Below are 13,124 nucleotides of genomic sequence, written 5' to 3' on the forward strand. Positions count from 1 at the left end.
CACTTCTTGCAATTCACTGCGTAGCACATGTGCTGTCTCCTTCTGTGGTGTTGATCAGGCGAGCGTGAGGAAGAGCTTCTCGAGTTCTTCGGTGGTCAGGTCGTTGTCGCCGCGTTCGGCGTCGGGTGTGGAGACGCATTCCTTCATCGCCGTCGAGATGATGACGAAGCCGGCGCGGTTCAGAGCGCTGGAGACGGCGGCGAGCTGGGTGACGATGTCCCGGCAAGGGTCGTTGGCGTCGACCGCTGCGATGACCGCATCGAGTTGTCCCCGGGCGCGACGCAGCCGGTTCGAGATGAGCTTCTGCGCGTCAGGCACCTTGCAGCACGCTTTCGGTGTCGAGTACGTCCGAGGCTCGTCCGCCGAGCGTGGCGCGCAGCGTGAGGATGCCGCCGGAGAGCGACGCGGAGTCCATCCCTGCCTGAGTGACCACGCGGTGGGCGATCGCGGACCGAACTCCCGATGCGCACATCACCCGGACCGGACGTCCCGCCGCCTGCTCGCGCACTTCGTCGATGCGTCCCCGCAGTTCGGTGTGAGGGATGTGCAGGGCGCCGGGCACGTGTCCGGTCACCCACTCGTCATGGCGGCGCACATCGAGGATCAGCGCGTCGTCGAGCACGTCGTCGAGGTCCTCGGCGTACCAGAGCTTCAGCGTGCCGTTCAGAACGTTCTCGCCGACCATGCCGGTGAGGTTGACGGCATCCTTGGCCTGTCCGTAGGGCGGGGAGTAGGCGAGGTCGAGGTCGATGAGCTCGTCGACGGACATGCCTGCGCGGATGGCCGTGGCCAGTACGTCGATGCGCTTGTCTACGCCCTCCGTGCCGACAGCCTGTGCGCCGAGCAGCCGACCGGTGCCGGGATCGATGTGCACAACCAGGTGAATCTGGCTAGCTCCGGGGAAGTACCCGGCGTGCTGGTTCGCGTGCAGATGCAGAGTGCGGCAGCCGATACCTGCCCCGTCGAGCGCCATCCGGTTCGCGCCGGTCAGCGCGGCCGTCAGCGACCCGACTCGTACGATGGCGGTTCCGACGGGCTGCGGGATCTCGCGCGCGGTCTCGGGTCGGATGATGTCGTCGGCGACCAGGCGGCCGGCACGGTTCGCGGGACCGGCGAGGGCGACGGGTCGTCGGGTGCCGGTGACGGCGTCGATGCTCAGCGTCGCGTCGCCTACGGCCCACACGTCCGGGACGTTCGTGCGACCGTGAGTGTCGACGATCATCGCTCCGCGTTCGCAGGCGACCCCGGCTTCCTCGAAGATCTTGGTGTCGGGGCGGACGCCGACGGACATCACGATCAGATCTGCCCTGAGCTCCGTGCCGTCGGCCAGGACTACGGTGTCGGCGTCCGGTCCGTGGTGGATGGACGTCGCCGCGACCCCGACTCGCAGATCGATGCCGAGTGCGCGCAGTTCTTCGGACACCAGCCAGGCAAGTTCCGGCTCGACCGGCGGCAGTGGCTGCGGGGCCAGCTCGACGACCGAGACATCGAGGCCCTGGGCGGCGAGAGCTTCGGCCGCTTCGATCCCGATGAATCCCGCACCGAGGACGACCGCGCGGCGAGCACCTGCGGTGACCTTGACACGAAGGGCGAGGGCATCCTCGACGGTTCGCAGGGTGCGCACCCTGGGCGAATCCACGCCGGGGATCGGCGGAACGAACGCCGAGGCACCCGGCGAGAGCACGAGGGCGTCATAGGCAATCTGCTCGACACCGTCCGCCGAGCGGACGGTGACCGTGTGCGCATCCGCGTCGACCGAGATCACTTCGTTGCCCGGTCGAACATCCAGCGCCAGCGCTGCGCGCAGTGATGCCGGCGTCTGCACGAGGAGTGCGCGCGGGTCGGTGATCTCGCCGCCGACGAAATAGGGCAGTCCGCAGTTCGCGAACGAGACGTGCGCGCCCCGCTCGAGCACGATGATCTCCGCTGATTCGTCAAGACGACGGGCGCGTGCCGCGCAGCTCATTCCTCCAGCGACTCCGCCGACGATCACGATCCTCATCGCACGACCTCCGCTTCCTGATCGGCGCGGGCGATCTCGGCACGGACGACGTCCATGTCCAGCGCCCGCACCGCGTCGATGAGCTGATCCAACTGGGGAGCGTTGAGGGCCCCCGGCTGGGAGAAGACCAGAATCCCCGCACGGAAGATCATGAGTGTCGGGATGGAGCGGATCTGGAACGCCGCAGCGAGGGCTCGCTCGATGTCGGTGTCGACCTTTCCGAACACGATGTCGGGGTGCGCTTCCGACGCGCGCTCGAACACCGGCGCGAAGGCGCGGCACGGACCGCACCACGCCGCCCAGAAGTCGAGGAAGACGATGTCGTTTTCAGCGATCACGGCCGGCAGGCCGGCTTCGCTGATCTCACGTGTTGTCATGATGGAATTACCCCCCAGGGTATATTTTGGGCAGACTTCCGCCTGCGACTTCTGGCGATTGTGGGTGGCTTTAGGGAACGACGGGCAGGCCCGTGGCTTTCGCGGCCTCGTCGATGCCGCCGGCGTCCTGCACGGCGAGATCGGCATCCTCCATAACGGAGACGGCCTGAGCTGAACGGTTTCCGGACTGGCAGTAGACGACGTAGTCCGTATCCGAGTCGAGGTCGGCCACGACGTCGTCGAACGTCGGTGACTGCAAGTCGATGTTGACGGCCCCATCGAGATGACCGGTCGCATACTCGGCGGGCGTCCGGACATCGACGATGACGGTGTCCGCACTCAGCTCGATGGACGCGGGCGAACCAGCGCAGCCGCTTACACCGAGGGCAAGCGTGAGCACGGCGGCACCGAGACTGAGAGACCGCAGGCGACTATGCCGCGACATCCGCGTGCCCCGCGCAGCGCTGCTCGTCGGGAACGCCCCGAAGAGCCTCCTCGACATGCTGACCGCAACCCTCCCAGGTCGCCTTGCCGCACACTTCGCAGGTCACTCGACTGCACATGATCTCTTCTTTCCGGTTCGTTGATTCGTACTCTAGCATACCCCGGGGGGTATCCAGGGCGGATGGTGAGTCAGCAAGGTCCGACGCACGAACGTCGAAGCCACCTAGCGAGACAGCCGCCGCAGCGCGATCCGCTACCCGCACGGATCGAGGACCACCGCAACGAATGAGCCCGACGACGAAGTCGCTCCGATCGCGCACACATCACTGACGACAGGAGTGCAATGCACGCAGGCACTTTAAGTGGACGGCTCGCGATCCCATGCAATGTCTGGGATGCCGTGTAAACCAGGTTGCATGGCACGGAGCAGGAAAACGAAGCCAATCTTCCGTCGCGAAGAAGCGTATCGCCGGCAGCGAGAGGCGAACGACGCGGCCGCCGCGGTGGCACGTGAGCGAGCAAGAATGGTGGCGGAAGCGGAACGCTCGACCGCGGCGAATCGAGATCTGCAACTCGTTTGGGGTGGCCGCGAAGACGGACTCGCACGGCTTCGCGACATTTCACGCCAGCTGGAAAAGCTACATCGAGCGGAACGCGCCCTGCTTCACGAACGAGATGAGCTAGTCCATGTCCTCCGACGAGTGGACGTCTCGTGGTCGCTGCTATCCACATGGTCCGGCCTGAGCCGCCAAGCGCTCAGCAAGCGACCGAAGGCGAGCCGACCGTCGTCCGCATGAGTTACCGCGGCTGGGCCAAAGATCGGGCAGGTCCAACGCCACGTGCTTGTGTCAGGGCAGACCATCCGAACACAGAGTGTGATCGTTGCACTCAAGGACCGGCCTACGGGCACTGCGCGAACGACGCAGTGCCGCGCCCGACATGGGTTGTGGTGTCGTAGCGCTCCCGACCGGGCGGGGGTGGCTAGCCTGGTCGTCAGCCTGCGCGTCGGATATGGGATCCGGAGAATCAAGGGGACAGACGGATGTCAGAGAGCGTCAATGGTCGCGACGCTGTTCCGCCTTTGCAAATGGGCGATTTGAATGTGGGTCAGGCTGGATCTAGCCCGTATGCGACGGGCGGCGGGGGGACCTCGTTTGCTCACCGGGTCGCTGCCGTGTATCTCGCAAGTATGCTCACGCGCAGTCGACGGGCGGAACTGGAAGAGCAGTCGGTCCACCGCATCTCATTTCAAACCGGGCCGACGCACCCGGTCGACGATCTGCTGGTCGCGTACTCGAGCGGGACTGTCGACGGCACGCTGGCCATTGCCTGCCGGGCGACGCCGAACTGGGTTCGAAGCCACCAGAGCACCGTTGACCTCGTGAAATCGTTGCTGTCCGAGCTCGCGACTCATGATCGTGAGACTCATCGGGTCGCCGTCGCGGTGTCCGGACGTTCGAGCCAGAGCGATCAACTCGCGAGGGTGTGCGATATCGCTCGCGCGCACGCCGACGCGGATGCGTTCCATGCGTCTTTTGACGTCGACGGACGGTGGTCCGCGCCGGTCAGACGTCGCTACTCGCAGTTCTTGGACATGGTCGAGCTGGCTGTGGGAGCCCCACCGTCCGACCCTTCGATCGCGCAGCGTGCGTGGCACTTGCTTTCGCGATTGCATGTTCTCTCAATTAGGGTTCAGGGTCACGACGACACAGATCGGGTGTCTCTCGCGACATCTCTGGATACTGTGGCATCGCCACAGGGCGACGGTATCGCTGTCAGGGACCGGCTCGAAGTTGAGGCCACCCGGTACGACGCGACTGGCGCGACTGTAGACCGGAACCTTCTCCGACGCGACCTTCATTCTGTCTTGGACTCGCCGCTTACCCGAAGCACCGTCGCGTGGGGTGTGCTGGCCGAACATCGAAAAGTAGCCACCGCCAGCGTGCGACTCACCATTGGAGATGACGCCTCTTCGAATGGGCCGTTGACGTTGGGTTTTTCCGATCGTCGTGTCCAGCTAGCCGAGCGGCTGGAGGCGAGCGCCACGTCTGGCGGTGCCCTGCTGGTCGTCGGAGAGTCAGGCGCCGGCAAGAGCGCGTTGGTGTTGTCAACGGTCGCCGACCTAGAGGAGGCGAACGCCGACGAGTTCGAGGCTTTAGTCATCAACTTTCGCAACTTGCCCGATACGGGGATGGAACTTCGCGCCGCCCTCGGCATGTCCGTTCAGGACCTACTCGGCGAGCTATCCGCAGCGGGCCGACTCGTCGTCATCGACGCTGCAGACGCCGCGCTAGAGAGATCTTCGGGGCTCCTGAACGAGCTTGTCCACGCCGCCCGATCCGCAGGCATCGGGGCTGTCGCGGTCACCTCGGCATCCGCCGCCGACTACGTGCAGGAACAGCTCGCCGCTGCTTACTCATCCGAAGTTGACACGTTCGAAGTGGCGCCGCTCAGTGACGAGGACGTGCGAGAAGTGTCCGAGCACTTTCCGCTGCTACGGAATGTCCTGCGCGACCTGCCAGCGTCCTCGTTGCTGCGACGGCCGGTGGTCCTTGATCTCCTCGCGCGAACCGAACTGCAGGTTGAACGCTCGCTGGGGGAATGGGAATGCCTTGAACTTGTGTGGCGCAAGATCGTGCGCGCAGAGGGGCGTACTGGGGCGGGCTCTTCAGAGGCGCGCGAACAGACCTTACTCGCGACCGCCGCTGCCGCACTCAACCTGCCGATCCAGTCGCGCCCGGAGCTCGGTTTCGATTCAGCCGCTGTAGATCAACTTCGCCGAGACCACCTCCTATCCCCAGCCAGCCCGTATCGACATCGACCGGAGTTCGCGCACGACGAGATACGCCGCTACGCCACCGCGATCCTCCTCGTTCGTGCCCACACGCCCACCGAGACCCTTGAATCGGCAGAGGCGCCGAGATGGGCGCTGTCCGCGGCCACACTGGCTCTCAAGGGGCAGCTCCTGGCGCCCGGCGCTCAGCCGCCCCGAGTCTTTGCCGAAGCGCTGCGCAGCTTCCATGGCTTTGCCGACCGCCACGGTGCACGATGGGCGGACGTGCCCATCGAAGCTGTCACAGAGACTCCACAGGCGTACGACTGCCTCAGGGCCGCCCTCACCGCCGACCACCCCCTCTTGACGCTTAAGGACGTCGTGCGAGTAACGCAGCAACGCCATCAAGTCGCTGGGCGGCTCGACGCTGTCGCATCGACGCCTGTGATCAGGGTCCTCCTGGACGAGGAGCAACCCTGGGATGTCTCGAAGGACTCGTTCCAGCTTCTCGTCAGCTGGCTGCAAGCACTGGTCCTCGCGCAGCTCCCGGCCGGGAACCTTCTCCGCACGACACTGCGCGACCGACTCCTCACCTTCTGGGAACTTCATCCATCGCGGCAGGTCTCCGCCATCGATCCCAGCAGCTACCTTGGTGGACATCGACGCCGCCGACGGCGCGCACTGGACTACCACGTCACCTCCGAGGAGTTTGTCGAGTCGTTAGCCCTTCTCGGCCCGGACCTGAACGAACGCGTGGAGGCATGCCTGCGGGCGATCGCAGCTGACGCTCCCGCATTCCTTGCTCCAGCGGTCGACGAACCATTGAGCGCGAGGGCTCTTGCCCTGCATGACCCCGAGTTGCTCGCCGACCTGATCGAGGCCTATTACATCGACGACGACACAGAGGATTGGCACCTCGACCACGGCGTACGACGCCATCAGAGCCGATGGACAGGGTTCGGGGTTCCCCTGTTCGCCTATTACTTCGGAGGGTTCTGGCCACTGTTCCAAACAGCCCCCTTCACGACCTCGATTCGCGTGCTCAACAAGATCCTGAACCACGGCGCGGCCACTCGCGTCCAGACCCTCGCACGTCACCGTAGGCAAGGCGAGATCGACGAGGACGACCGCGGCGTGGTCATGACCCTTGACGGCGTCGAGCGAACCTACGTGGGAGATAGCCACGTCTGGAGTTGGTATCGCGGCACCTCGGTCGGCCCGTATCCGGGGATGAGCGCGCTCCTGGCAATGGAACGGGTCGCCGAAGGGTGGCTCGATCAGGGGATACCACCCGGCAGAGTAGTCGATGTGCTGCTCGCGGGGTGCGAAAACCTCGCCGTCCCCGGAATGCTCTACGGGCTCCTCGTGCGGCATATCGAGAAGGTCGGTCCCGAACTCGACTTCTTCCTAGCCGAGCCGGCGGTGTGGGAACTCGAGTTTGGCCGAGTCACCAGCGAGTATTCGGGACTGCGCGCAAACACCGATGACCTCGCGAACAATGACCGCCGTCAATGGTCGCCCCGAGACGTCAGCGCCTGGCTCATCACCCACGGTGAGGAAGAGCGCATAGCCTCCCTCAGAACGGTCGGAGAGACGCTAATTCGAAACGGCGAGCGGCTCGGTCTCACGGACGAGCGTGCGAAAGGCTGGGCCGCCAGCCTCGATGCGTCCCGCTATCAGATCACCCAGCAGGGGGATCAGTACTATCTGGAGGTCGTGCCGCCACCGGAAGTCATCGCGGCACAGCGGGAGATGGCTTCCTACCAGGAGGAGGTACAGACGACGCTCCGACTCCAGAATCGTTACTGGGGTTCCGCGAAACACGACCCCGACTATCAATTCCCGACCGTCGCGGAGATCGCTGCTGACCTCAAGGCGGCCAAAGAGCTGCTGGAGTCCGACGGACAACAACTGCCAAGCGACCGCATCGACGTCGTCGCACAGGTGGTGGGCGCCGCCGTCTCTCGCGCCGCGGACGGCGAGCCAGAGGCTTTCGGAGATGAAGAGCAGTTCGCCACCCGTCTCGTGCTCGATGTGGCGCTGTCGTTTCGGAAGGCGCACAGCCAGCGCCACGAAGGGCAGTACTTCGACTTAGGCGCCGACCGCGCTGTCGCACGATGTCTTCCGGCGTACCTCACCACCCTGCTCAGACCACTTCTTCACGAGGTCGGGGCAACCGACAGGGACGTCGCCGCGGGGGGAATGGCGATGGCGTCACGTGCAACATCGGAAACCCGCCTCTACCTTGCCCGAGGATGCGACATCGTCTGGACGGCGCCGTGCGCGGGTAGCCCCTGCGCCCACGAGATAGCGGTGGGCTGGCTTCTGGAGAGCGCCCGCGACGCGGAGATCGGACCGTGGAGTCAAAAAAAGCAACGCCCCACCCGTAAGCGCATCAAGGGCGATGTGATCGCCCGCCTGCAGCGCATCCCGGGCGATTCCATACGCATCGAAGCACTCGACCCGGCAATCCGAGGCCTCGGCGCTGCCTCTCGATGGCAGCACTGCCGATCCGATGAGGCCGCAGCTGCGCTGAGCACGCTCCTTCACATCCAGCGGCACGCGATGGTCGTTCACGAAGAAAAGGGCTGGACCGCCGACGACCGGGGCAGTCACACCCTGATCGCCGCGCGCGCCCTGCTCGACACCACGTCCGCAATAGCCGATTCAAGTGCGGTTCTCGACTACCTCGACACGCTTCGCGTTGACGCGGGGCTCATGACTAACTTCCTTCACGGTCTCGCAGCGGCCGGCGCGGAAACCCAGGCTCGCGCTGACATCATTCGTGAACTGTGGCCGCCGCTGTTGGCTCACGCGTCGGGCTACATCAACGACGGCACGGACACCTTCCGAGACAGACACTGGGGTGACTGGGCGGCGGCCGCGTTGCTACCGGACCCACTGACGTGGACGCAGGGCCTCTACAACGAGGTTGTCGGGACGGCGATCGATTGGGTTCGGGCTGACGATCTCTCGAACCTGATCGACGGGTGGATTCCCGCCGGCCGCGGGAGCATAAAGTGCGTTGACGCCTTGATCCGCATCCTTCGCCGGATGCCCATGCCCGATCAGGTAGTCCGCGGCCTTGCGTGGATGAGCGAACTCTGCGTTCAAGACAACCGAGCGACCGTGAAGCAGACCTGGACTTCGGACGAATGGCTGAAAGAAGTTAGAAGCGCGGCCGAAGAACACGGACTGCTCGACCAATGGCAAATGTTGGTTGACGCAATGGTTGTCGCCGGTAACGAGGGTCTCGCCCCCTACAGCCGATAATCTCCTCACGCCATCCGCCGCCGACTGCTCGCGACTAAGCTGCCGCGAGAATCCACGCGAGAACCACCGACGTGTCCGACGAGAAGTCCATGTCCTGCGACAGCTCGCCTCCCGCCTGGCCAATCGCATGGATCAGGATCCGATCACCGGCCGATCAACGTTGCTGACAACAGCCGCCGCTACTTCCGCATGTCGCTTCACTCTCGACAGTTTGAGGCCGTCTAGGAACGTCACGGCTCATTGCGACGACCCTGGATCATCGTGATCGTCTTGATCGCGAGATCGACGATCGCGTCCTCCAGATCCTCGCCGGTGCGTCCCGATGCCTTGATCGCGTCGACCTCGACCAGGAACCCCGCCGCGTTGGGGTTCGCAACGACATAGGCCTTGAGCCGCGCGTAATGGCTATCCGTCATGCGGCATGCTATCCAAATGCTCGCTCCGAGAGCACGCCGGATGCTGATCCGCGCGCGCACTGGGTGGCGCGTTTGGGCACAGCCGGCCGGATAGGGACGGTCGAGCCACGCTCTGACACCTACCGGCTCGATTCGTCCTTCTCGCGTGCGGGCACCTGCATTAGCGGCGAGCTCAGCGCACCCACGATCTCTCCAGTTTTCATGGCGCCCCGATAGGCCCTCGGCCAGACGTTCGCATGCATCTCCGTCAGCTCGACAAGCCAGAAACACGCGAGAATCTTGTCGTCGTCACTGCCGAACGACGGAATCGAGGACCAGCTGAAGCCGCCGTCCGCGTCCGACGCGGCTCGAAAAGGTTGGGTGAAACCCGAGGCGACGGGGTGAGTGAACTCGGACAGCTGCTCATACACGTCCTTGAAGCCCGGCGCACGCTTTGCGGCGTTTGCGATAAGTCGACCAACTGCGAACCGCTGATCCTGCTGCGCGATAGCCGACACGCGACCGATGTCGTGTGGGTGCTCGAGCACCCACAGCAACACGGCCGCGTTCTCGGCATAACAGCGGACGAGGGGAAATGCAGCGTAGGGGTTGTCGGACTCGACTGCCTGCAACGCCCCGTTGTGGAAGCCCTGGGCTCGCGTTATGAGCGCGAGAAGTCCCATTACCTCGATCGTTAGGTCCGCCTGGACGACACGATCGAGCGATCGTCCGAATCTGGCAAACTTCGCTCGCGCGATTGCAATCGCGGACTCAAGATCGTGCATCCCACGCGACGCTGGCGAACTCGAGGGCAGTTCCTCGCTCTCCTCTTCCTTCACTCCGGGAGCATCGCACATTCATGAAGCTCGCCGACGCCGCTCCACCGGGCGATGCCCGAATGGGGATCATTCTTGAACCTATGATCCGCCGTTCGCGGGACGGTCTTCTACCGCTGCCGCCATCAGCTCACGGGGCGCCGGTTCTTGTGCTCCTCCGTCGCGTAGAGCATGAACAACTCGACTGTGGTTTGCAAGTCGGTGACGGCGATCTCAAGGAAGTTCGCGTAGACATTCATGCTGATCGGATGCTCAGCAGGGTTCCGAACCGCACGCGGCTCAACACCGATCCCAGCTGAGATCGAGATGTTCCCGTGGGACACACCTGCGCACGCCATCCAGCATGATTGCATCAAAGTCGGATAGCTCGGTCGCACAGCGCGGCTTGCCTCCTGAACGATGCTGCTCAGCGCCACTCTCTTGGACGTCGTCACCTTCTCCGGGTCAAGTCCTTTGATCGGCTGAGCGATCTCGTGAATCGTTTCCTCGAGGTCGTACACCGCGCTGAGATCGGGATCCGCGTCCGCGACAACCGCCATATCAACGGCGCTCTCAGTGTCCCACCACATCCGTTTGAGGAATCGTTCGACCCTGCCACGGAGAGAGCGGTCCGCGATGAGCCAGTGCGCTGTCGCCATGCACTCGATCGCGACTCTGAGCACAACGAATGAAGCAAGGGCCGGCGCGCCACCGCCGCAGGCAGATTCGATGTAGTGCTGTGCCAGGCGAAGTTGAGTCCGCACCAAGTCCGAGGGGAGGAAAGTTCCCTCGAAATGCCGATCAACCGCGAACGCCCGCCCTCCGGGCACGATAATCACACTGCTAAGTAGCCCGCCGATCGATTCCAGGCGGGCGCGGCTGGCATGAAGGTGTGCTTGTGGATCCGGTCTCGGTACTCGCGCGTCAAGGAACTCCGACATGCGTCTGAGTTCGTGTTCATCCATCTCCACAGGTTCAGGCTATGTCGGATGTCCCCGGTGCTTTTCCGAAGCACGGGCGGAGTGTTCGCGATGGCGGCGTGGCCGCATCGGGCGATCGCTTCGACTACGACGGCGACGTCGGCGCTGTCACGCGAGACTGGTACTGACGGGTGACATCTTGACTTGGCTTGCACGAAGGGGCCCGTTCACCGCGCAACGCCCGCATGAGGATCCTGATCGTTCTGTGGAATTCCTGAGTGCTGGATCCCCAAGGATGCCGAGCCGGAGTACCAGGGAGAGTTTCGCGGGGTACTCCGGCTCGGGTGTCAGCGGACTGGGGGCGTCGGAGATAACGTCGACAGCATGCCGACTGCCTGGGAGTCCCTACACTTCATGCGCGGCGCCGCAGAGGCCGACGAACCGATGGGATCGAAGGAAAAGTGGTGGGTTGAACTGCCAATGCTCGGCGAGAGGCCCTGGCTGCTCAAATTGGCGCGACTCGACGAGCGCGATGGGACCGTCAGCGGAGAGGACTGGGCCGAGTGGACCGTCCACCAGCTCGCTGAACAGCTCGGCGTCCCCAGCGCAACCATTCGTCCCGCAATGCTGGAGAATCGCCGGGCAATTATTTCGAGATCCGTGCTGCGTGATGATTTCGAGTATCTCGACCACGGCAATAGCGTCCTGTCCGCCCGATTTCCAGGCTATGACCAGTCGGTCCAAGGCGAGAACCCGGGCTACACACCGTTCGCGGTTCGACACGCCCTCGCAGAGGTTGCCCCACCCGCAGACAATGATTGGCCGGCTGGCTTCACTGCGTTTGATGTTTGGGCTGGCTACCTGCTCATGGATGCGTGGACTGCGGGACGCGACCGACACCATGAGAACTGGGCAGTCGTGCTTCGTGCCGACGAACGCCGACTGGCGCCCTCGTTCGACCACGGGAATGCGCTCGGGTTCCAAGAGCGAGACGAGCGTCGCGTCCGGATGTTGGCCGATGAAGCGCACCTAATGCGGTGGGCGGAGCGCGGGGCCAGCCGGCACTTTGTCGGACAGCCCAAGCTCACCGACCTCGCATGGAGTGCACTGAACCTCGCATCACGGCAGGCCCGGCGGTTCTGGGTCGAACGACTCGACGAGATCTCCGAAGATGCAGTTCGTTCCGTCGTCTCACAAGTCCCGCGCGGGATAATGTCGGAAGTCACCCATAGATTTGTGGTTCAACTATTGGTGACGAATCGGAGGAGGTTGCTCGATGGCTACTCAAGCACTTGACCGTGACCAGCTCGACCTCACCGCGAGCCGCAAGACCCTGATCCTCGTTTGGCAGAACCCGGTCACCAGGCTCTTCGTCAAGGTGGGCCAACTCGACGCCCTGCCTGGGGGGAGGTTTGCCTTCCAATACCTCCCGGGGGCGTGGAACGACCCCGCGTTCGTTCCGCTACTCGAATATCCTGACCGCGACACCGCCTACGTCTCGGACGAGGTGCCGGCGTTCTTCGCGAACCGCATCCTTTCTGTCGACCGCCCTCACTACGACCGTTACCTCAGCTGGCTTGGCATTGAGGATCTCAGCCCGGACGAGGTCCCGTTCGAGGTCTTGGCTCGCACCGGCGGAGGTCGAGCAACAGACACTTTCCACGTAGTCGAGCTCCCGCTCGCCAAAGCAGATCGGTTCACGAGCCGGTTCTTCGTTTCTGGTGTTCGCTACTTCGCCGATTCGGATGCCGCTATCGCCACGCTGAAGAACGGGGCGACGCTTCGACTTGAGCTAGACGAGGGTAACGAGGTGAACCCGAAGGCGGTCCTCGTCAACACCATCGATGGTCAAAAGTTTGGCTACGTTCCGGACTGGCTCTGCAGCGACGTTCACGCGCGCGCCAAGGACGGTTGGTCGGTCACCGCGGTGGCCGAGCGCGTGAATCCGGACGCCCCAGCTCACGTACGTGTGCTCTGCCGACTCGAAGCACGCCGGGGCTGACTGCACGCTGGCGTTCTGAATCGATCTCGCAGACGGGGCGGCCTCGGGCTGCGCAATCAAGAGTCGACATTCGGTGTCCGCTAAGCGAGACGATCGTCAACAATCCGCCCGCCATGCCCGCTG

General features: G+C 64.0%; 10 protein-coding genes. 3 read left to right on the forward strand and 7 right to left on the reverse strand.

Annotated elements, in window-relative coordinates:
• Positions 1 to 54 precede the first annotated feature (54 nt).
• From ABD197_RS13320 to ABD197_RS13335, 4 genes are all read right to left on the reverse strand, one after another.
• Positions 55 to 318 (reverse strand): metal-sensitive transcriptional regulator, encoded by a 264-nt coding sequence (locus ABD197_RS13320; RefSeq protein ID WP_344055305.1) that lies wholly within the window; start codon positions 316 to 318, stop codon positions 55 to 57.
• Complete coding sequence (locus ABD197_RS13325) at positions 311 to 2,002, reverse strand: FAD-dependent oxidoreductase (RefSeq protein WP_344055307.1); 1,692 nt, start codon at positions 2,000 to 2,002, stop codon at positions 311 to 313. The genes ABD197_RS13320 and ABD197_RS13325 overlap by 8 nt, the downstream gene beginning before the upstream one ends.
• On the reverse strand, positions 1,999 to 2,379 hold the full coding sequence (locus tag ABD197_RS13330; protein ID WP_344055309.1) for a thioredoxin family protein: 381 nt from the start codon (positions 2,377 to 2,379) through the stop codon (positions 1,999 to 2,001). The genes ABD197_RS13325 and ABD197_RS13330 overlap by 4 nt, the downstream gene beginning before the upstream one ends.
• 70 nt (positions 2,380 to 2,449) lie before the next feature.
• The gene (locus tag ABD197_RS13335; RefSeq protein WP_344055311.1) at positions 2,450 to 2,779 is read right to left on the reverse strand and encodes a rhodanese-like domain-containing protein; all 330 of its coding nucleotides are present in this window, start codon (positions 2,777 to 2,779) and stop codon (positions 2,450 to 2,452) included.
• Positions 2,780 to 4,012: 1,233 nt separating this feature from the next.
• Here ABD197_RS13335 and ABD197_RS13340 point away from each other — a divergent pair.
• Entirely contained in the window at positions 4,013 to 8,869 is a 4,857-nt protein-coding gene (locus tag ABD197_RS13340; protein WP_344055313.1) for a hypothetical protein, read from the forward strand.
• Positions 8,870 to 9,099: 230 nt separating this feature from the next.
• On the opposite strand, the gene ABD197_RS13345 is transcribed toward ABD197_RS13340, so the two are convergent.
• The 3 genes from ABD197_RS13345 to ABD197_RS13355 form a co-directional block, all read right to left on the reverse strand.
• The gene (locus ABD197_RS13345; RefSeq protein WP_344055315.1) at positions 9,100 to 9,285 is read right to left on the reverse strand and encodes a hypothetical protein; all 186 of its coding nucleotides are present in this window, start codon (positions 9,283 to 9,285) and stop codon (positions 9,100 to 9,102) included.
• A gap of 119 nt (positions 9,286 to 9,404) precedes the next feature.
• Positions 9,405 to 10,103 (reverse strand): hypothetical protein, encoded by a 699-nt coding sequence (locus ABD197_RS13350; protein WP_344055317.1) that lies wholly within the window; start codon positions 10,101 to 10,103, stop codon positions 9,405 to 9,407.
• A gap of 122 nt (positions 10,104 to 10,225) precedes the next feature.
• Complete coding sequence (locus ABD197_RS13355) at positions 10,226 to 11,050, reverse strand: hypothetical protein (RefSeq protein WP_344055319.1); 825 nt, start codon at positions 11,048 to 11,050, stop codon at positions 10,226 to 10,228.
• A gap of 333 nt (positions 11,051 to 11,383) precedes the next feature.
• On the opposite strand from ABD197_RS13355, the gene ABD197_RS13360 reads away from it, so the two are divergent.
• Together ABD197_RS13360 and ABD197_RS13365 are read left to right on the forward strand one after the other, a co-directional pair.
• On the forward strand, positions 11,384 to 12,295 hold the full coding sequence (locus tag ABD197_RS13360) for a HipA domain-containing protein (protein WP_344055321.1): 912 nt from the start codon (positions 11,384 to 11,386) through the stop codon (positions 12,293 to 12,295).
• Complete coding sequence (locus ABD197_RS13365) at positions 12,276 to 13,001, forward strand: HIRAN domain-containing protein (protein WP_344055323.1); 726 nt, start codon at positions 12,276 to 12,278, stop codon at positions 12,999 to 13,001. The genes ABD197_RS13360 and ABD197_RS13365 overlap by 20 nt, the downstream gene beginning before the upstream one ends.
• The last annotated feature ends 123 nt before the right edge of the window (positions 13,002 to 13,124 follow it).

Source organism: Microbacterium lacus (genome assembly GCF_039531105.1).
GTDB classification, from domain to species: Bacteria; Actinomycetota; Actinomycetes; order Actinomycetales; family Microbacteriaceae; genus Microbacterium; species Microbacterium lacus.